This window comes from Burkholderia sp. AU44665, from assembly GCF_030504405.1.
GTDB classification, from domain to species: Bacteria; Pseudomonadota; Gammaproteobacteria; order Burkholderiales; family Burkholderiaceae; genus Burkholderia; species Burkholderia semiarida.
In genome coordinates this window covers 22,671-43,554 of the sequence record NZ_JAUJRI010000017.1, presented here as the reverse complement: position 1 = coordinate 43,554, position 20,884 = coordinate 22,671, and the positions used below count along the sequence as shown (strand labels likewise).

Genomic DNA, 20,884 nt, shown 5'->3' with positions numbered 1-20,884 from the left:
TGCTACCGTAGCGGCCAAAATCAGACGCAGTGAAATTCAACGAGAGAGAACCGGGGGCCGCACCATGTCATCTTCCTGCCACGTCGCGTTCAGCGCGACGCCATCGCCGCGCGCGACCACGCGGGCGGATGAAGTGATCGCAGCCGCGTACCGCCATTCGAACGATTAAATCAACGGAAGCGAATTCAACCGGCATCGCGCCGGGTTCGATCATTTCAACCACCACGCTGGACGGGAGAGACCACCCATGAAGAAGATTTCCGCACCATTCGCGGCGGCCGCGCTTGCTGCCTGCACGCTGCTGGCGGGCGTTCACCAGGCGGCCGGTGCGGCGTCGAACGCCGAATCCGCGATCGACGCGCATTACGGCGCCGTGATCGAGGCCTATACGCGGGACATGGCCGCCGCGAAGACGAAGTACGACGGCAAGCGCCTCACGTTCGTCGGCGCCGTGATCCGGATGGGTAGCGACCCGGGCGGCACGTACTTCGGCGCGCTGACGGCCGACGGCGAGCAGTTCGACACGCATTTCGACGTGGCCGACCAGGGCGCGCTGAAGCCGAAATTCCCCGGCGGCGAGATCAAGCCGTTCGTCACGTCCGCGGCTTTCCGGTTCAGTTGTGTGAACGAAGGCTATATCGACGCGCCGGTGCTGCCGGGGTTGAAGCTGACGCATTGCCGGCTCGCCGATTGAGCAGAGCGATGGGCGGCGCCGGCGTGCGAGGGTCACGCGGATTCGGGTTGCAGCACCATCGATCGGTCGGGAATTCAGGTGTATTGACCGACGGCGGGCAGGATTCGCCATTGATCGTTTCCGTTATCGTGGTCGGCCGCCGCGCGTCTGGCAGCCCGTCTGTCGCTCTACAGATCGAGTACCAGCAGGTCGGTGCGCGACCGCGAGCAGCAGGGCATGAACTGGTCGCCGGCCGCCTTTTCGTCGTCGGTCAGATATGAATCGCGATGATCGGGCTCGCCTTCGAGCACGCGGGTCAGGCAGGTGCCGCACACGCCTTGCTCGCACGAGGTCAGCACGTCGACGCCGTGCGCCGCCAGCGCCGCGATGACCGTGCATTCGGCCGGCACGTCGATCGTCTGGCCGCTGCTCGCGATCCGGATCTGGAATGCGCGATCGGCGCCGGATCGCGTGACCGCGCCGCCGAAGAATTCGTAGTGCAGCCGCGCTTCGTGCCAGTGGCGCTCGCGCGCGGCGTTCAGCACCGCCTCCATGAAGCCGCGCGGGCCGCATACGTACAGATGCGTGCCTTCAGGCGCGGCCGCGAGCACGGCGGCCAGATCGAAACGTTGCGCCGGGTCGCCGTCGTCGACGTGGAAGCGGGTGCGATCACGGAAACCGGCTGCGTTGATCCGCTCGACGAAGGCCATGCGATCGGCCGAACGCGCGCAGTAGTGCATGTCGAACGGCGTGCCGGTCGAGAACAACCGTTCCGCCATGCTCAGAATCGGCGTGACACCGATCCCGCCGGCGAGCAGCAGATGGTGCGGTGCGTCGGAGGCGAGCGGGAATTGATTGCGCGGCATGCCGATCCGCAAGGTATCGCCTTGCCGGACTTCGTCGTGAATCGCGCGCGAGCCGCCGCGGCCTTCGGCCTCGCGCAGCACAGCGATCCGATAGCGATCGCGTTGCCCGGGGTGATTGCACAGCGAGTACTGGCGGACGAGCCCGCCCGGCAGATGCACGTCGATATGGGCGCCGGCGTCGAAGCGCGGCAAGGGCGAGCCGTCGTCGCTGACGAATTCGAAGCCGCAGATGTCGCGCGCTTCCCGCCACTTGCGGGCCACCCGGACCGTCAACGTCGCGTCGCTCATGACGCCTCCTTGACGTGCGCGACCGGAATCGCGGGCCGCGGCGGGCTCGCCGCGTTTTCGGCGGCGAGCAGCCGGTCGATCACCTTGCGCGACAGCACGCCGCCGGCGTCGATGTTGAGCTTGAGGAGCGTGCGCTCGGGCCACTGCTCGAGATTGCGCTGCTGGCGCTCGAGCATCTCCAGATCCTCCGCGAAGATCTTGCCCTGGCCTTCGCGGATCTCGGCGGTCAGCGCGTCGTCGTCCGGCCGGAAATTGCGCGCCATCCCCCAGAAATACCAGATCGACGTGTCGGTTTCGGGCGTGATGAAGTCGACCACGATCGACGACGCCTTCTTGTCCGCCGGCGCGTCGTAGCCGCCGTGGCCCGCATGCGCGACGCCCACTTCGATCATCACGTGGCTCGGCGGCGTGAAGCGGCAGATCTGCCAGCGGTCGACCGGCACGTCGTCGGCGAGCCCGTTGCCGCGCAGCGCCATCCGCCAGAACGGCGGCGGCATCACGTTCTCCATGAAGCGGCTCGTGACGACTTCGTCGCCGTGGCCGGTCGTCTTCGGCGGCGCTTCGTCGATTTCCTTCTGGCCGATGCTCGTCGCATGCACGTACGTCTCGTGCGTGAGGTCCATCAGGTTGTCGATCATCAGCCGGTAGTCGCAGCGGATGTGATACAGGCCGCCGCCGTGCGCCCAGGCCGGATCCTCGGCCCATGCCAGCGCGGGCAGCTTGGCGGGATCGGCCTCCGACGCGTCGCCCGGCCACACCCAAACGAAGCCGTACCGCTCGACCGCCGGAAAGCTGCGAATCGACGGAAAACCGCCGACGCGCTGGCCCGGCATGCCGGCCGTCTTGCCGTTGCAGCCCATTTGGAGCCCGTGATAGCCGCACACGAGCACGCCGTCGCGCACGAACCCCAGCGACAGCGGCGCGCCGCGGTGCGGGCAGAAATCCTCGAGCGCGGCGATCTGGCCGTCCGCCGCGCGGTAGAGCACCATCGATTCGTTGCAGATCTTGCGGCCCAGCGGCTTGCCGTCGATCTCGTCGGGCGTGCAGGCCACGTACCAGGCATTCTTGAGAAACATGTTCCTTGTCTCCTTCGGGGCGGTGCCGCCGGGGAAGCGGCCCGATCTTCATTCCGTGTACTGAATGAGATTCAGTGTACTCACTGATAGGGGGCGGGACAAGGCGAGCGGTATACTGGTTTTCCCGGGAAATGGCGCGAGACAGCGCCATGCCGACGGCGCGCGCAACCGGTGCGCGCCGCCTATGTCATCGACTCATCCATGGAAAAAACGAATCCCGCCGACCTGCCGGCTTTCCCGATCGACCTGTACGACGAACCCGGGCACCTGATCCGGCGCGCGCACCAGATCGCGGTCGCGATGTTCTACGAGAAGCTCGGCCGGGACGTGACGCCCGTGCAGTACGCGGTGCTGCGGATGCTGTACGAGAATCCGGGGCTCGATCAGGTGACGCTCGCGCAGCGGGTCGCGCTCGACACGTCGACGACGGCCGATCTCGCGGTCCGGCTCGAGGCGAAAGGATTGATCGTCCGCGAAGTGCTGCCGCGGCGTCAGCGGCGGCTGCTGCTGACGCCGGCGGGCGTCGAGTTGCTCACGCACCTGATTCCGTCGGTGAAGGAACTGCGCGCGGGCCTGTTCGACGGGATGGGTGAGGACGATGCGGAGGAACTGATGCGCCTGCTGCGCAAGTTCGTCCATTTGAACAACGAGCAGAGCCGCGCGCCGCTGCGGGTGAGCGAGGATTCGTAGCGGCGCCGGGCGACGGCGCGGAACGGCGGCGCGGGCTGCGCCGGCCATCACCCGCGTGACGCTTGCTCTTCCAGCCGCCGCACGGCTTCGGCCACTTCGTTCCTGAAGCGCACGAGCGCCGCCTGTTCCGGCGCCGGCGGCTGCACGGCCGCCCACAGCATGTCGATCAACTGCGTGGCCGTCGTTTCCGTATCGAGCTTGCGGTGCCCGAGGATCGCATCCCACAGCACGTGCTCCATCGGCCCGAACACCATCGAGCGCAGCAGGCTCAGCGGCAGATCCGCGCGAACCTGCCCGGCCGCCTGGCCGCGCGCGAGCACGTCCATCAACGGCGCCGTGTAGCGGCGCTGCAGCGCGGTGAGCTCGTCGCTCAGCGCATGCTGCTTCGCGCGGCCTTCCGACAGCACCAGCGCGCACAGCCCCGTGCCGTTCACGAGCATCAAGCGCAGATGGGTGCGCACGATGAACGCGAACTGCTGCTGCACCGACGCGTCCCGCGGCATCCCGTGTTCGAACGCGGCGATGATTTCGTCGTACCAGTCGGCGATCACACGCGCGCACAGCTCGCGCTTGCCGCGGAAATAGCTGAACACCGTCGCCTCCGACACGCCCACGCGCTGCGCGATCTCGGCGGCCGTCGCATGCTCGTAACCTTTTTCGGCGAACACTTCACGGCCGGCGCGCAGGATGTCCTGCACGCGCTGCTGGGATTTGCGCCCGGCGGGGGCGCGCGACGCGTCGGCGCGATCGGCTTTGGCGGTGGCGGTCATGGTGTCGGCGGGGGCGGCTGTCATCTTCGCATCATATCTGAGTATCACTCAAAAAACTATTGACGGCGAACCGGGCGAGGCGCGAAACTGTGCAAAATTTCCGCTGTATTGGTCAATGAATCGGCGTATTCATTCGATCTGAGCGAAACTCAGAAATCGGTGAGTGCGACACACTTTCTGGAGACGGAGGAGACATGATCAACCTGCCCGGCGTGCAATTCATGCTCGGTGAAGACATCGAGATGCTGCGCGACGCCGTCGCGACGTTCGCGGCGAAGGAAATCACGCCGCGCGCGGCGGAGGTCGACCGCACCGACCAGTTTCCGATGGATCTGTGGAAGAAGTTCGGCGATCTCGGCGTGCTCGGCATGACCGTCTCCGAGGAATACGGCGGTGCGAACCTGGGCTACACCGCGCACATGGTCGCGATGGAGGAGATCTCGCGCGCGTCGGCGTCGATCGGCCTGTCGTACGGCGCGCACTCGAACCTGTGCGTGAACCAGATCCACCGCAACGGCACCGACGCGCAAAAGCGGAAGTACCTGCCGAAGCTCGTGTCGGGCGAACACATCGGCGCGCTCGCGATGAGCGAGCCCAACGCCGGCTCCGACGTCGTCAGCATGAAGCTGCGCGCGGACAAGCGCGGCGACCGCTACGTGCTGAACGGCACGAAGATGTGGATCACCAACGGCCCCGATTGCGACACGCTCGTCGTGTATGCGAAGACCGACATCGAAGCCGGCCCGCGCGGCATCACCGCGTTCATCGTCGAGAAGGGGATGAAGGGCTTTTCCGTCGCGCAGAAGCTCGACAAGCTCGGCATGCGCGGTTCGCACACGGGCGAGCTCGTGTTCCAGGACGTCGAGGTGCCGCAAGAGAACATCCTCGGCCAGCTGAACGGCGGCGTGAAGGTGCTGATGAGCGGCCTCGACTACGAACGCGCGGTGCTGTCGGGCGGCCCGACGGGCATCATGGCCGCGTGCCTCGACGCCGTGGTGCCGTACATCCACGACCGCAAGCAGTTCGGCCAGGCGATCGGCGAATTCCAGCTGATCCAGGGCAAGGTCGCCGACATGTACACCACGTTCCAGGCGTGTCGCGCGTATCTGTACGCGGTCGGCCGCCATCTCGACTCGGCGGGCAGCGACCACATTCGCCAGGTGCGCAAGGACTGCGCGGGCGTGATTCTCTACACGGCCGAGAAGGCGACGTGGATGGCCGGCGAGGCGATCCAGATTCTCGGCGGCAACGGCTACATCAACGAATACCCGGTGGGCCGCCTGTGGCGCGATGCGAAGCTGTACGAGATCGGCGCCGGCACGAGCGAAATCCGCCGGATGCTGATTGGCCGCGAGCTGTTCGCGGAAACGATGTAACGCCCCACGTCACGCGAACGGAGCCCCGTCGATGCCGATCATCGAATCGAAACCGAACCCGCGTTCGGAAGACTTCCGCGCGAATGCCGCGGCGCTCGAGGCGCTCGTCGCCGACCTGCGCGCGAAGATCGAACAGCTCGCGCAGGGCGGCGGCCAGGCCGCGCGCGACAAGCACCTGTCGCGCGGCAAGCTGCTGCCGCGCGATCGCATCGCGCAACTGCTCGATCCGGGCGCGCCGTTCCTCGAGTTCTCGCAGCTCGCGGCGAACGGCATGTACAACGACGACGCGCCGGGCGCGGGCGTCATCACCGGGATTGGCCGCATCGCCGGCCGCGAATGCGTGATCGTGTGCAACGACGCGACGGTCAAGGGCGGCACCTACTATCCGATCACCGTGAAGAAGCACGTGCGCGCGCAGGAGATCGCCGCGGAAAACCGGCTGCCGTGCGTGTACCTCGTCGATTCGGGCGGCGCGAACCTGCCGAACCAGGACGACGTGTTTCCCGATCGCGACCACTTCGGCCGCATCTTCTACAACCAGGCGACGATGTCGGCCGCGGGGATCGCGCAGATCGCCGTCGTGATGGGCTCGTGCACGGCCGGCGGCGCCTACGTGCCGGCAATGAGCGACGAGTCGATCATCGTGAAGGACCAGGGCACGATCTTTCTCGGCGGGCCGCCGCTCGTGAAAGCCGCGACCGGCGAGGAAGTGAGCGCCGAGGATCTCGGCGGCGGCGACGTGCATACGCGCCTGTCGGGCGTGGCCGACCATCTCGCGCAGAACGACGCGCATGCGCTGTCGATCGCACGCACCATCGTCGGTCACCTCGCGCCGAAGATCGCGTCGCCGGTTCAGCTTCGCGAGCCGAAGCCGCCGCGCTACGACGCGAAGAGCCTGTACGGCGTGATCCCGGCCGATACGCGCAAGCCGTTCGACGTGCGCGAGGTGATCGCGCGCATCGTCGACGATTCGGAGTTCGACGAATTCAAGGCGCGCTACGGCACGACGCTCGTCACCGGCTTCGCGCACATCTGGGGCCATCCGGTCGGAATCGTCGCGAACAACGGCATCCTGTTTTCCGAATCGGCCGTGAAGGGCGCGCATTTCATCGAGCTGTGCTGCCAGCGCAAGATCCCGCTCGTGTTCCTGCAGAACATCACGGGCTTCATGGTCGGGCGCAAGTACGAGAACGAAGGCATCGCGCGGCATGGCGCGAAGATGGTGACGGCCGTGTCGAACGCGAAGGTGCCGAAATTCACGGTGATCATCGGCGGCTCGTTCGGCGCCGGCAACTACGGGATGTGCGGCCGCGCGTTCGGCCCGCGTTTCCTGTGGATGTGGCCGAACGCGCGCATCTCGGTGATGGGCGGCGAACAGGCGGCGTCGGTGCTCGCGACCGTGCGCCGCGACGGCATCGAGGCGAAGGGCGGCGCATGGTCGCCGGAAGAAGAGGAAGCATTCAAGCAGCCGATCCGCGACCAGTACGAGCGCCAGGGGCATCCGTACTACGCGAGCGCACGGCTGTGGGACGACGGCGTGATCGATCCCGCGCAGACGCGCGACGTGCTCGGGCTCGGCCTCGCTGCGTCGATGAACGCGCCGATCGACGACACGCGCTTCGGCGTGTTCCGCATGTAACGCCCGGGAGGCAGACCGATGCGATACGAAACGATCAAGGTAAGCGAGGCCGGCCGCGTGGCGACCGTCACGCTCGCGCGTCCCGACGTGCGCAACGCGTTCAACGAGACGACGATCGCCGAGCTGACCACCGCGTTCGAATGGCTCGATGCGCACGAAGGCGTGCGCGCGATCGTGCTCGCCGCGGAAGGCGCCGCATTCTGCGCGGGCGCGGACCTGAACTGGATGAAGAAGATGGCCGGTTACTCGGACGACGAGAACCGCGCCGATGCGCGCAAGCTCGCGCGGATGCTCGAAGCGATCTATCGCTGCGGCAAGCCGGTGATCGCGCGCGTGCACGGCGACGCGTATGCGGGCGGCGTGGGCCTCGTCGCCGCGGCCGACATCGCGATCGCCGCCGACGGCGTGAAGTTCTGCCTGTCGGAAGCGCGGCTCGGGCTGATTCCGGCGACGATCGCGCCGTACGTCGTGCGTGCGATGGGCGAGCGCGCGGCGCGCCGCTACTTCACGACGGCTGAAGTGTTCGACAGCGCGCGCGCGGCGTCGCTCGGCTTCATTCACGACGCGGTGCCGGCCGACGCGCTCGACGAAACGGTCGCGAAGCTGGCCGCGACGCTCGTCGCGAACGGCCCCGACGCGGTGAAGGCGTGCAAGCGGCTCGTCGCCGACGTGGCCGGCCGGCCGCTCGACGCGATGCTGATCGAGCAGACCGCCGACTGGATCGCGAAGACCCGCGCCGGCGCGGAAGCGCGCGAAGGAATCGCGTCCTTCCTCGACAAGCGTGCGCCGTCGTGGCGTGAATGATCGCGTGACCCCAACCTTCCGGACGACATCGAAGCCATGTTCGACAAGATTCTGATCGCCAACCGCGGCGAAATCGCGTGCCGCGTCGCCGCGACGTGCAAACGTCTCGGGATCGCGAGCGTCGCCGTCTATTCCGACGCGGATGCGAACGCGAAACACGTGGCCGCGTGCGACGAGGCCGTGCATATCGGCGGCTCGGCCGCGGCAGACAGCTACCTGCGCGTCGAGCGCATCATCGAAGCCGCGCGCGCGACCGGCGCGCAGGCGATTCACCCCGGCTACGGCTTTCTGTCGGAGAACGAAGATTTCGCGCACGCATGCGAAGCGGCCGGCATCGTGTTCATCGGGCCGCCGGTCGACGCGATCGCGGCGATGGGGTCGAAGGCCGCCGCGAAGGCACTGATGCACGCGGCCGCCGTGCCGCTCGTGCCCGGCTATCACGGCGACGACCAGGACGCGGCCAGCCTGCATCGCGAAGCCGACGCGATCGGCTATCCGGTGCTGCTGAAGGCGAGCGCGGGCGGCGGCGGCAAGGGGATGCGCGTGGTCGAGCGCTCCGACGATTTCCCGGCGGCGCTTGCGTCGTGCCAGCGCGAGGCCGCGAGCAGCTTCGGCAACGACCGCGTGCTGATCGAGAAATACCTGACGCGCCCGCGCCACGTCGAGGTGCAGGTGTTCGGCGACACGCTCGGCAATACCGTGTACCTGTTCGACCGCGATTGCTCGGTGCAGCGCCGCCACCAGAAGGTGCTCGAGGAGGCGCCGGCGCCGGGCCTGCATCCGGACGTGCGCCAGGCGATGGGCGAAGCGGCCGTCGCGGCCGCGCGCGCGGTCGGCTATGTCGGCGCCGGTACCGTCGAATTCATCATGACGGGCGAATCGTTCTACTTCATGGAAATGAATACGCGCCTGCAGGTCGAGCATCCGGTGACCGAGATGGTCACGGGGCTCGACCTCGTCGAATGGCAACTGCGCGTCGCGGCGGGCGAGCCGCTGCCGTTGAAGCAGGAAGAACTGCGCGTGAACGGCCATGCACTCGAGGCGCGCCTGTACGCGGAGAATCCCGCGCGCGGCTTCCTGCCGTCGACGGGCACGCTGAAGCATCTGCGGTTGCCGGCCGGCGTCGAGTTCGCCATCGGCGCGGCGGTGCGCGTCGACAGTGGCGTGCGCGAAGGCGATGCGATCACGCCGTTCTACGATCCGATGATCGCGAAGCTGATCGTGCACGGCGCGGACCGCACGGAAGCGCTGGGCCTGATGCTGCGTGCACTGCGTGCGTGCGAAGTGGTCGGCCTGCATACGAACGCCGCGTTCCTGCAGCGGATCGTCGCGTGCACGCCGTTCGCGACGGCCGAGCTCGATACGGGCCTGATCGAGCGCAACCACGATGCGCTGTTCGCACCGCAACAACCGCCGGGTGCGGCGCTCGCGCTGGCTTGCGCGGCGTTGCTCGCACGCGAACGGGATGCGGCCGCGCAAGAGGGGGCGTCGCCATGGCGCGTGCTGTCGAACTGGCGGCTGAACGGCGGCTATCGCCGCACGCTCGAATGGCATGCGACCGATCGCGAAGCGGACGTGACGGTGACCTGCGAGGACGACGGCGCCGGCACGTGCATCGCGATCGGCGACGCGGCCGCGCAACCGTTCGCGTGGACGCGCGGCGCCACGCCGCTCGATTTCGACGTGACGCTCGGCGGCGTGCGCAGCAGCGGCCGCGTGTATGCGGACGGCGACACGTTCCACGTGTTCACGCAGGGCGCGGCCGAGACGTTCGAATGGCGCAACCTGCTTGCGCATGCGGGCGACGCGGAGCACGGCGGCGGCCGCCTGACCGCGCCGATGCCCGGCAAGGTGATCGCGGTGCTCGTCGAGCCGGGCCAGAAGGTCGAAGCCGGCACGCCGCTGATCGTGATGGAAGCGATGAAGATGGAACACACGATCGGCGCGCCGAGCGCAGGCGTCGTCGCGGAAGTGCTGTACGGCGTCGGCGACCAGGTCGCCGACGGCGCGCAGTTGCTGATGATGACGGAAGGCTGAACCGGCCTTGGCCTTGTGCGCGGGCCGGTTGCCGTCGCGGCCGGCCCGCAAAAAATGCGTTGCGGTTCGCCGTACGCCCGTCGTCTGGACTGCGCGGCTTCGATAGCGCCGACACATGAAGCAGGACGCGTGATTCGCGCCAGTCTTTCGAACGCCTTACGACCTTCGCTGCTCCTCCCACACCATCGGGTGCCGTCCGCTGCGCGCACCTCGATCTTCCCGCCACTCGACACCATCGTGTAACAAGTCGAACATAGCATCTCGGCGTCGATATGACCGGCGCGGGTTCGCGCCGCGTCACGTCATCATCCCCACGGAGAACCGTTATGCGAACGTCGGCCCTACGGCCTTTCGCGGTCGTCGGTCTGATCGCGCTGACCGCCGTCCTCGGCGCCTGCAACGACGACCTGACCGCACCCGCCGCGCCCGTCGCGCAGCAGAAGGCCGCGTGCGGCGGCGCCGTGGTCGCCACCGCGCAGATGCGGTGCCCGCCGGGTTTCACCGCGCCTGCTTCGTCGCCTGCTTCCTGATACCGGCCGTTTCCACCAGAAATCCCATCAAGAGCAATCAGCATGGCCACTCATTCACGACGCGACTTTCTGAAGTTCTCGGCCGGCCTCGCCGGCGCGACCGCCGCCACCGCACTGCTGCCGGAATCGATCCGCAAGGCGCTGGCGATCGAGCCGAACACCGTGACGGGCACGATCCAGGATGTGCAGCACATCGTCGTGTTCATGCAGGAGAACCGCTCGTTCGACCACTACCTCGGTCACCTGAGCGGCGTGCGCGGCTACAACGACCGCTTCCCGGTCACGCTGCCGAACGGCAAGCCGGTGTGGTTCCAGCCGCGTCAGGAAGACAAGTCGAGCGTGATCGCGCCGTTTCGCTACGACACGACCAACCCGGGCGTCAACGCGCAATGTATCGGCGGCCTCCCGCACACGTGGGCGACGACGCACGGTGCGATCGACAACGGCCGCGCGGACCAGTGGGCCGTGCAGAAGTCGAACATGACGATGGGCTATCACGTTCGCGACGACATCCCGTTCCATTACGCGCTCGCGGATGCGTTCACGGTGTGCGACAACTACTTCTGCTCGATTCCCGGCAACACGCACCCGAACCGCATGTACCTGATGACGGGCATGGTCGATCCGCTCGGCACGGGCGGCGGCCCGCTGCTCGACAACACCGACTATATCGACAATCAGTTCGACAAGGTCCAACTGCCGCCCTTCAACTGGACGACCTACCCGGAACGGCTCGAAAAAGCCGGCATCTCGTGGCAGATCTACCAGCAGGGCACCGGGTTCGACAATTTCACCGGCAACTACGGCACGAACATGCTCGCGTGCTTCAGCAACTTCGTGAACGCGCCGGCCGGTTCGTCGCTGCAGACGCGCGGGATGAGCACGCGTCCGATCACGCAACTGAAGGCCGACGTGCAGGCGAATGCGCTGCCGCAGGTGTCGTGGCTGCTGCCGCCCGCCGCGTATTCCGAGCATCCGAAGTTCACGCCGCTGTACGGCGCGTACTATCTTTCGACGATCCTCGATGCGCTGACGTCCAACCCGGACGTGTGGAGCAAGACGGTCCTGCTCGTCATGTACGACGAGAACGACGGCTTCTTCGATCATGTCGTGCCGCCGTCTGCGCCGACGCTGCCGGGCTCGGGCATGAGCACGGTGGACGTGTCGCTCGAGCGGCACGACGTCGTGACCGCCACGCAAGCCGGCACCTATACGGCCGACAACCTGCCGTACGGCCTCGGCCCGCGCGTGCCGATGTTCGTCGTGTCGCCGTGGTCGAAGGGCGGCTTCGTCTGCTCGCAGGTGTTCGATCACACGTCGGTGCTGCAATTCATCGAGAAGCGCTTCGGCGTGATGGAAACGAACATCTCGCCGTGGCGCCGCGCGATCTGCGGCGACCTGACGTCGGCGCTCGACTTCTCGAAATCGGATGCGACGGTGCCGGCCCTGCCGAACACGCAGGCGTATGTCGCGCAGGCGGATCTGCAATGCTCGCGCGCGTCGTCGCAGACCGCGCCGGCCAGCACCGCGCAGCAGGTCGTGACCGCGCAGGAACCGGGCACGCGGCCGGCGCGCGCGCTGCCGTACGAATTGCATGTCACCGGCCGGTTGCAGCCGCAAGGCTACGCGCTGACGTTCGCGAATACCGGCACGCAGGGCGCGCACTTCTGGGTCTACACGGGCGACCTGTCCGCGATGCCGCGCCGCTATACGGTCGAAGCGGGCAAGCAACTGACCGATACGTGGGCGCTCGATGCGAACGGCAACTACCTGGTGAGCGTGTGGGGGCCGAACGGCTATTTCCGGCGTTTCGCGGGTTCGGCTGCCGCGGATGCCGCTGCCAAGCCTGAAATCACGCCGTGCTATGACACCGCGAACGGCGACGTTTACGTGACGATCGCCAATGCGGGCGCCAGCCCGCTCACGGTCACGGCGACCGATGTCGCGTACGGCGGCGCGGCGCGCACGCTGACGGTTCCGGCCGGGCAGCGCGTCGAAGCGCACTGGGACCTGTCATGCAGCAGCCACTGGTACGACCTGCAGTTCGCGGTGGCGGGCAATGCCGGCTGGGTGCGCCGCATCGCGGGGCACGTCGAGACCGGTAAGCCGAGCATCACCGACCCGGCCGCCGTGGCGCCGACGATCGCGGCGATCTGACGGTAACCGACGCGCGCCGGCCGGTTGAATCCACCCGGCGCGGGAGTTTGCGGTTCCGATTCCGAAGCGGCGGCTTCAGTGCGGCGGTTCGCCGTCGTGCGCCATCGTCCGCGCGCGTGGCGGGCCACATCCGTTGGTCATGCTCGATGTAGCTGTCCGCACGGCGAAACAGCCTGGGCGTGTCGAGGCTGACGAGATCGGCCACGCCTTCGCCGTGCAACTGCCCGTCGCGCTCCATCGTACGCATGAAATGCAGTGGGTTGCCATCGCTGGCATAGACGCTCGACCTGCCCTGCCGTGCGGCGATCGTGGTCATCATGTCGCGCGGCATCGCATCGTTACGTTCGGTGCGCCGGAACGTGATCACGCCCGAGTTGAACGCCCGCCGGCCGATATCTTGCGCGAGCAGCCAGTCAGATCCTTCGAGCAGCCTGTCGACGACATACCGGCAGAGCGATTAGGGGTGACGGATTGTACGAACCGGTGCTGCGTGATGTTGGACGTGTTGCTTTGCAGCAGGTACCAGCCCCCAACTTTCGGTGCTCGCTAATTTTCCAGTAATTCCATTGAAATAAAAATCATCGCATGGATATCTCTCGGAATATTCTGATATTGCATTCTTGACGGAAAATTGCGAGATTTTAACGATTCGTAAACCTAATTTTCTTGTCGTTGATTTGATTTTCAAATTTCGTATTTGTCTCATGGATTTCATTATGAAAATTTGCTTAACTCGGGAAAATTCGACGGCATCGTATCCCTGAGGTTGTAGCGAATGGGGCGTGCCGATGTATGTAACCCGTCATGCAACGGTGGCCATGCGAACCATTCAGGACGTGCTCCAACACCCGAGCGCGATCGTTACCCAGTCTCTTCATCTCGAGATCGCGACGCTTGCTTCCGCGCTCTCCGTGTTCGAATTCACGCTCACCGAGGCGATGAACACGCCGTTTCTGGCCGACATCACGGTCACGTCTCCAGACAAGCATATCGACGGCGCGGCCACCGTCGGGTGGCCGGCGATCTTCACGATCGACGAGCATGCATCGGTGCCGTCCCTGCCGGGATTGATCGACCCCGTGCGCCACACCGCTCGCACAGTGCACGGCGTCGTCACGCAGTGGACGCGAATCAAGACCACGCGTGACGAGGCAACCTATCAGCTTCATTTGAAGCCGCGGTTCGCGCTGCTCGAATCGGTGCACGACTCGGCCGTGTTTCTCGACCGATCCTTGCGCGAGTTGCTCACCGACGTGATCGTCGATCGCAGTCTGTTCCAGTCCTTCGACGTCGAGTTCGAGCTGGAAGGGCTTGACGGGAAGTTCGAACAAACCGTGATGTACGAAGAGACGGTCGCGAACTTTATCGATCGGCATTGCCGCCGCGCGGGCGTCTACTACTACTTCAAACAGGCGAAGAAAGAGGACGGCCCCCAACGCGACACGTTGGTGTTCGGCAATACGGCGCGAGGCTATGTGCGGGCGCTCGAAGTGCCGTTGCTGCCGCACTCCGGCCTGACGAGTTGGCACGAGGCGATTCTGACGTTGGAAGCCACGCGCGCGCTGGTGCCGCAGACGGTACGCGAATGGGACCACAACTATCGCATCCCCGACGATCCGTTGCAGGTCGAATCGGTCGTGGCCGACGACGATCGATCGGTCTATGGGAGCGTGAACCGCGGCATCGAGCATTTCCATTCGATCGAAGAGGGGCAGGCGCTGGCCGATGCGCGGCGTGACGAACTGCGCACGCGGCAGATGCGGCTCGCGGGCACGAGTAACGTGATCGGTATGACGCCCGGCATGGTGGTGCGGATAACCAATGACGTAGTGCCCGAGGCGCCGCACGGGATCGTGATCACGAAGCTCGTTACGACCGGTAGCCGCAGCCAGTCGGTGATCAATACCCTCGAAGCAATCCCGGCGCATCAGACCTATCGGCCCGAATACGTTCCTGAAAGGCATTGGCGATGGATCACCGGGATGCTGATCGGTGTGGTCGAGTCCGGCGATGACGAACCGTACGCATGGATGGACGAATATGGCCGCTATCGCGTCAGGCTCCTGTTCACCCGGCACAGCGGCAAGCGCGGCACGAACAGCATGCCGTTGCGGCTGCTGCGCGCGTCCGCGTCGTATCAGGGTGGCTTGCACATCCCCTTATTGCCAAGAACGGAGGTGCGCATTGTCCCGACGCAAGGCAATTGCGATCGGTTGCTGATTGCCGGGGCGGTTCATGACTACGCCCGGCGGGATCTGGTGCATGGCAAGGAGGGCTGGTATAGCCGTGCCGTGTTCCGTTCACCGTTGCTTGGCAACAAGCTGCGCTTCGAAGACCTGAAAAATCACGAGGGCGTTCGGTTGGCGACGGTGTTCGGGAAGTCGTCGCTCAACATGGGCTATCTGGTCGACACGGAGAAGCACAAGCGCGGCGAGGGCTTCGAACTGACCACGCAGCACTGGGGCGCGGTGCGCGCGCCGAAGGGGTTGTTTTTGTCGGCGGACGCGGCAGCCGGCTCCGAGACGCCGCATCTCGATATGCCTGCCGCGATTGCGCAGCTGAAGGCAGCATTGCAGCGCGTAACGGACCTTGCGGCAGCGACGACGCAGGCCAAGGCCGACCCTGCGGACCGTGCGGCGCAAGCGGCGCTGCTCGATGGCCTGAATCAGCTTCGCGACGCGGGGCTGCTTGCGAGTGCACCTGGCGGCATGGCGTTCGTGACAGCGAAATCGACGCAGCACTCGGCGGGCGAGAACGTGATTGTCACCGCAGGCCGGGATATGGACGTGAGCATCGTCAAGCGACTGCGCATGGTGGCGGGGGACCTGATCTCGCTGTGCGCGCACAAGTTTGGCATCAAGATCTTCTCGAAAGGGAAAATCGAGTTGCAGGCACAAGGCGCGCCCATGGATCTTTTTTCCGACCGGCAATTGCATGTGTCGAGCGCCGGCGCGAACGTGCTCGTGAGTGCCAAGACAAGGGCGATGGTGGCAAGCGGTGGCGCGTCAATGACCATCGAGAACGGCAGCGTTGTTTTCAACTGCCCTGGCGAATTCCGCATCAGAGCGGCTTCATTCACGTTCGAGGGGCCCGGCAATACGTCCGTCAATCTGCCGCAACTGCCGGTGAGCGACTACCAGCCCAGCGCCAAATACAGCCACACACGGTAACGATCATGATTATCAGCCCGCCGTTTTTGCCCGACGCAGGTCTCGCGGCCCCAACCGGGACGAACCCCGATCCGATGATGGATGCGGTAGACAAGTTCGAATGTGCTCATGGCATTTATCCGATCGCCTTTGATCGGCGCTGGCATTGCGGTGTGCATCTTCAACCCGATACCAAGGGCGAGGTGTACGCGATTGCAGACGGCGAAGTTGTTGCCTACCGGGTCTGTCAGCATGCGGTTGACGACGGTAAGAGCCATACGGGCTTTGTGCTGCTCAAGCATACGACCGAAACCGGTGAAGGCCGCACGCTGACTTTCTATTCGCTCTACATGCATCTGATGCCGCTGGCGGAATACGGGCAGCACAGCGCGAACGCCAAAAAGATGCCCGAGTTCCTGCGCATGCCGACTGGGCCGGTGAGCAAGGGGCAGGTGACGCCGGCGAAATCCGGGAAAGAAGATCCGAAAGTTAGTCTGAGTGTCAAACGCAAGGACATACTGGGATGGCACGGGAAGTATGAGGGGATGCCCCATCTGCACTTTGAGATTTTCATGTTGCCTGAGGACTTCGACGCCTATTTTGGGTGCACGCAACTGGGTAACAGCACGCCTACTCCTCCCGCTCCTGCCGAAACGGACTGGTGGGGGCATGCGTATTTCGTCATTCCGGCAGGCAGCGAGTTTCGCCGTCTGCCAGCGAAGGTCGATGCCCGCAACAAATTACACGGCATCGAGTTCAAGCCGGGTCACGAGGGCTCGAATACCTTGCCGTTGCTTGTCGAGACCTACTTTAGCCTCGGCTCGAAATACACCAATGTGTGGAGTGTTGCGCAAGACGGCACCCGCACGCTGCTTACGCCGCAGCCTGTCGAGGAAAAGGACTACGAATACGATCTGTACAAGCGTGCTGCGGCGCTTTATTCGTCATGCCCGAGCGACGGTTACGAGCTGCTTCGCTTTGGCCGCATCCTGTCCACGGACAAAACGTTGGCTGCCGATGCATGCGTGACGTGGATGCCGGTCAACTGGACGACAGACAAGGCGGGCTACATTGATATCAATAACTCGAATATCCATAAGTTCTCCGACGCGGATTTCCTGTCCTATATGGGCTGGCAGAAAATCAGTGAGGGCAATACGCCGTTCGACAGCGACGGACTGTGCGATGTGGACGCGCTGAAGAAAGTACTGAACGATGCTGCCCCGCACGAAGTACCAATGGTGGAAGGGGAAACGCCGGAAGCTCATAAGACGAGGGCGCTCTCGGCCTATGTAAAAGATAACGCGCGGGTACGGCAGCAGTTGTGCGGACTTGTCTGCAATGCGCCGAGTGAATGGGATAGTACAAACAACGAAGAACGCTATGCGAGATTGCTCGACGAAGGTGGCTACTACCATGGTAACGACAAGGGCTACAACGATTTCATGAAGTATCTGAAGGAAGTTCAGTTTTGGAACAAGACGGGGCTTCCGGCAGGGCAGAAGCTGTGGTTTTTTCATCCGCTTGCGTTTATTCGGCATTTTAGGCGGTGTCATTGGCTATCGTCATACGAACTGTCATGTATCTACCCAGATAAGCTCTACAACCGTCGAGAAACACCGGACCCATACGCTAAGAGAGAACAGTATCGGGTACCGCTCAATCATGGAATGCGAAAGTATTTGGTAAATACGCCAACGAGGATGACGCATTTTCTTGGTCAAGGGGCAGTGGAGTCGTTCATGCTGGCTCGCATGATGGAGGCGTCCAGCACCAATTTTTCGGCGAGTCTGCAACCTGAAGCAAGTGATTTTTACAAAAATAAAGATGATCGCTATTTCGACTATCTTGAAGGGCGAGCTGATCTTGGAAATACCGACGCTGGTGATGGGATCAAATTCCGTGGACGGGGTATGAAGCAACTTACCGGGCGAGTGAACTATGCCAGCTACTGGGTGTACCGCGGCTGGCTAGATTCATCGTCCTTCGACATAAAATGGTTGGTAGACAAAACACGCATCCGGCCAATTATTGCCGCTCCCCAACAAATTAGCATCGATCCATTTAACTGTATTGATGCAGGCGGGTGGTATTGGACGGCAGGTGCCGCAAGCAATAAGTTCATTACGATTAATTCATCGATCCAGGAGATGGATGTCTCTGCTCAATCGATTTTCGTCGTGTCTCGCGCTATCAACGGGATAAACAAAAAGACGAGCAAGCCAAACGGGCTGGAAGATCGTATCAATCACACTCAACGCATTTCAAGAATATTAATGGATCTGGTATGAGAAATTTCGTCATGTCTCTCATCGCAACTGTCTTGCTTGGATTCGCGTCGCCTTTATATGCGAAAAATTTTACATTTGATAACGAAACAAAAATTCATTTGCCTGCATACGAAAACAAGCGAGCCAATCCGGATGGTTCCGGTTCCGTATGCGTAGATGTTAATCGGCTGGAAACGATAGCTACCATATGTCTATACGACAAAACGTCCGACAAAATTTTCCAAGACAATGGATTCATTAAATACGGAGAGCTTCCTTCGGAAGGTAAAAATCGAATTTCCTCATTGCCTGATGATGCTCTTGTATATGTAGAAGGGAGCTACGGTGGTTTCTATGAAACAAGAAAGGAAGAAATTGGAGATTTTATCGTTTATGAGGCTGACAACACGCTCTGCGATATTTCTGACACTGCAGAAAAGCGCCCCGCGATTTGTTACGAAGCAGCATTGATTTCATCTAAGAAATCCAATACACCTCCGGTAATTTTCGTCTCTGCCATCATTGAGAAGCCACCCGCTCCGGGCGGGAGGCTTAGTGAAAAGGCAATGGGTAAGGTGAGGGTGATTAATGAGATCATTAAATCCATAAAAATCGATAAATAACCATGGATGCGAATTTCGAGGCGGCTTGTGAGAAAAATTGCACTTCACTTGGTTTTGGTTATTTTCCATGGTGGTGCGAAGGCCGGAATAGAAACGTCTTGCGATGGAAAAGTTATGTGGCGAAAATCAGCGGCCCCAAGAAATGGCTGTTTTGAGGGGTGGGAGGCACGTTGGGGCGATGAAAATCGATCACTCTATCGATGGCGGAGTATTTAGTCTCGACGATTACGTGTTGATTATATTTGGGCTTCCGTTTGCGATGGATCGTCGATTTCCTAAGTTTTATACCCTTCTATATATTTGATTGGGAGGGGTGTTCGTGCTGTAGGGGAGGGATTTATGGGGGGCGGAGTATATGATGCCGAATTTAGTGACGATCGAAAATTTATCGTTATTAATATTCGATTTGGAGTTGAGGTGATGGATGTCGAGAAAGAGAGGACACATTCGTTTGATGTGACGTATGTTCCAGGATTTGAAATGCAAAAATGTGAGAAAAATTAATTTGCTTGGGTAGGTAGGTGGGTGGTTGGGAGGTGGTGCCGAATGTAGGCTACAAGCCGGTAATGTGAGGAATCATGAGGCGATTCATTTTGCGGGGGGTGAGTATTTTGTGCTTTATGGTCTTTGTGTGTTCGGCGAGTGGCAAGGAACCGGAGAGGGTCTTGAGGGATGATTGTCATTTGTCGTTTGCGATCCCCAATGGCCTTGAGTATGTCGACGTTGGGCACACCATCGCATTAGGGAAAGATGAGTGCTACATACCGTTTCTATATACGGGGAAGCTTCGGCTTAAACGAACTGGGCCTATGCCGCACATGCCCGACGACTGGCGCGCTTTGACAGATTTTGCCCTGACTGTCGAGGCGATTCCGGTGGGGGATCGTCTGGCGCAAGTTGAGTCGGTAGACGGAGCGGCTCAAAACGGCCTATTTAGGGCGGTCTCGAAGGAACATGTTCAGTTGTCAGGTGGTGACCTCTATATCATAAGCTACCCGGCAATAAAACCGACGGGAGCCATTGTTGAATATCAAAAGCAACAATGGGTTTTCATTGCTGGTAATGGTGCACGTTCGACTGTTTTTCGTTTGTACTACGGAGACCGGACGTTGAAGGTCGGTAGGGAGAGGGCGCGCGCTTTCAATTATCTATTCTCATCATTTCGATTTTTTTGACATCTCGTGCGAGTCGAAAGTGAGTGCAAGTTTTTTTTGAGTGGATATTGAAGATGTTTCAGCTTAGAACGTAGATTTTATGAATCGGCTCGTTAATGGTGGTGAAAGTGGATGCGGCGAGAGGCAGCCGTACTCAGTATTTAGAACGCGCGTCTTGGGCGATGGAGTTGATGTTGATGGGGTGGTGTTAGCTAATCCGCCTCGCCTCAAAAAGCGGTGTTGGTAAACATGCTTAAGCCGGAGTGATCAATGAAGATTATCAGGACTTTGCTGGCTGTAGTGATGTTCTCGACATCATTTTTCGCGTGGGCTGATGATGTTTTAAGGACCTTTGCTCCATCTCCGGGGATCATGGCCCTAGTGAGAATTAAGGGGCAAAATTTGTTTTGGAGCTTATCTGGAAAGAGCGGGGTTAAGCAGGGGGAAATATTTATCGATTCAGAAAAGCCACTTAGTATAAAAATCGGTAATTATGATTTTAGCGGGCGGCTCGGCTTTTGGGTGTCGCATGCGGACGATGGAATGGGGACGTATGAAGTCGATAGGGTTTTCACGTCTTCCCCATCGTCTAATGAGTTTGTGGAGAGGTTTCCTTCATGCGGGGATGAATTTGCTAACCTTAGGATGGGTGAAAAGAGGCGTTATTTGGTTAGCACTTATTGGAGTAGAAATGTTCCTAAAAGGTGTATTACTAGGTTGTCGGTTGAGAGGTGATAAATGGCTTAATTTAGCGGCAATGGGAATAATGGATCGTCAATAAA

Annotated in this window: 16 protein-coding genes and 1 pseudogene; 13 read left to right on the top strand and 4 right to left on the bottom strand. The window is 62.1% G+C overall.

What is annotated here, in order from left to right:
• Window positions 1–247 precede the first annotated feature (247 nt).
• A complete protein-coding gene (locus tag QZM15_RS26135) occupies window positions 248–694 on the top strand; it encodes a hypothetical protein (protein ID WP_302107536.1) in 447 nt (148 codons plus the stop codon).
• Window positions 695–861: 167 nt separating this feature from the next.
• Here QZM15_RS26135 and QZM15_RS26130 read toward each other — a convergent pair whose 3' ends face one another.
• A complete protein-coding gene (locus QZM15_RS26130) occupies window positions 862–1,827 on the bottom strand; it encodes a PDR/VanB family oxidoreductase (protein ID WP_302107535.1) in 966 nt (321 codons plus the stop codon).
• Window positions 1,824–2,903, bottom strand: coding sequence for an aromatic ring-hydroxylating dioxygenase subunit alpha (locus QZM15_RS26125; RefSeq protein WP_124658441.1), 1,080 nt, complete (start codon window positions 2,901–2,903; stop codon window positions 1,824–1,826). The genes QZM15_RS26130 and QZM15_RS26125 overlap by 4 nt, the downstream gene beginning before the upstream one ends.
• A 201-nt stretch (window positions 2,904–3,104) precedes the next feature.
• Here QZM15_RS26125 and QZM15_RS26120 point away from each other — a divergent pair, with 201 nt between their 5' ends.
• Complete coding sequence (locus tag QZM15_RS26120; RefSeq protein WP_099317826.1) at window positions 3,105–3,593, top strand: MarR family winged helix-turn-helix transcriptional regulator; 489 nt, start codon at window positions 3,105–3,107, stop codon at window positions 3,591–3,593.
• A 47-nt stretch (window positions 3,594–3,640) separates the two neighbouring features.
• Here the strand turns inward: QZM15_RS26120 and QZM15_RS26115 are convergent, their stop codons facing one another.
• A complete protein-coding gene (locus QZM15_RS26115) occupies window positions 3,641–4,387 on the bottom strand; it encodes a TetR/AcrR family transcriptional regulator (protein ID WP_059643618.1) in 747 nt (248 codons plus the stop codon).
• Between the two features lie 170 nt (window positions 4,388–4,557).
• Between QZM15_RS26115 and QZM15_RS26110 the strand changes: the two genes are divergently transcribed.
• From QZM15_RS26110 to QZM15_RS26085, 6 genes are all read left to right on the top strand, one after another.
• Window positions 4,558–5,739 carry an isovaleryl-CoA dehydrogenase gene (locus QZM15_RS26110; protein WP_302107534.1) on the top strand — a complete coding sequence of 394 codons (1,182 nt, stop codon included), beginning with the start codon at window positions 4,558–4,560 and terminating at the stop codon, window positions 5,737–5,739.
• A gap of 31 nt (window positions 5,740–5,770) precedes the next feature.
• On the top strand, window positions 5,771–7,378 hold the full coding sequence (locus QZM15_RS26105) for a carboxyl transferase domain-containing protein (protein ID WP_302107533.1): 1,608 nt from the start codon (window positions 5,771–5,773) through the stop codon (window positions 7,376–7,378).
• A gap of 18 nt (window positions 7,379–7,396) precedes the next feature.
• On the top strand, window positions 7,397–8,182 hold the full coding sequence (locus QZM15_RS26100; protein ID WP_059575479.1) for an enoyl-CoA hydratase/isomerase family protein: 786 nt from the start codon (window positions 7,397–7,399) through the stop codon (window positions 8,180–8,182).
• Between the two features lie 36 nt (window positions 8,183–8,218).
• On the top strand, window positions 8,219–10,219 hold the full coding sequence (locus tag QZM15_RS26095; RefSeq protein WP_302107532.1) for an acetyl/propionyl/methylcrotonyl-CoA carboxylase subunit alpha: 2,001 nt from the start codon (window positions 8,219–8,221) through the stop codon (window positions 10,217–10,219).
• A gap of 326 nt (window positions 10,220–10,545) precedes the next feature.
• Window positions 10,546–10,749 carry a hypothetical protein gene (locus tag QZM15_RS26090; RefSeq protein WP_011694854.1) on the top strand — a complete coding sequence of 68 codons (204 nt, stop codon included), beginning with the start codon at window positions 10,546–10,548 and terminating at the stop codon, window positions 10,747–10,749.
• Window positions 10,750–10,791: 42 nt separating this feature from the next.
• Window positions 10,792–12,906: a phosphocholine-specific phospholipase C gene (locus tag QZM15_RS26085; RefSeq protein WP_302107531.1), complete on the top strand. Its 2,115-nt coding sequence runs from the start codon at window positions 10,792–10,794 to the stop codon at window positions 12,904–12,906.
• A 139-nt stretch (window positions 12,907–13,045) separates the two neighbouring features.
• Here QZM15_RS26085 and QZM15_RS26080 read toward each other — a convergent pair.
• Window positions 13,046–13,345, bottom strand: a pseudogene (locus tag QZM15_RS26080) (galactosyl transferase GMA12/MNN10 domain protein); the annotation flags it as partial.
• Between the two features lie 379 nt (window positions 13,346–13,724).
• On the opposite strand from QZM15_RS26080, the gene QZM15_RS26075 reads away from it, so the two are divergent.
• The 5 genes from QZM15_RS26075 to QZM15_RS26055 all read left to right on the top strand — a co-directional run bounded on the left by QZM15_RS26075 (window position 13,725) and on the right by QZM15_RS26055 (window position 20,837).
• Window positions 13,725–16,076, top strand: coding sequence for a type VI secretion system Vgr family protein (locus tag QZM15_RS26075; protein ID WP_302107530.1), 2,352 nt, complete (start codon window positions 13,725–13,727; stop codon window positions 16,074–16,076).
• A gap of 5 nt (window positions 16,077–16,081) precedes the next feature.
• Entirely contained in the window at window positions 16,082–18,346 is a 2,265-nt protein-coding gene (locus QZM15_RS26070; protein ID WP_302107529.1) for a peptidase M23, read from the top strand.
• An 11-nt stretch (window positions 18,347–18,357) separates the two neighbouring features.
• Window positions 18,358–18,948, top strand: a complete 591-nt coding sequence (locus QZM15_RS26065; protein WP_302107528.1) for a hypothetical protein — start codon at window positions 18,358–18,360, stop codon at window positions 18,946–18,948.
• 809 nt (window positions 18,949–19,757) lie between these two features.
• Window positions 19,758–20,123: a hypothetical protein gene (locus QZM15_RS26060; RefSeq protein WP_302107527.1), complete on the top strand. Its 366-nt coding sequence runs from the start codon at window positions 19,758–19,760 to the stop codon at window positions 20,121–20,123.
• 249 nt (window positions 20,124–20,372) lie between these two features.
• A complete protein-coding gene (locus QZM15_RS26055; protein ID WP_302107526.1) occupies window positions 20,373–20,837 on the top strand; it encodes a hypothetical protein in 465 nt (154 codons plus the stop codon).
• The last annotated feature ends 47 nt before the right edge of the window (window positions 20,838–20,884 follow it).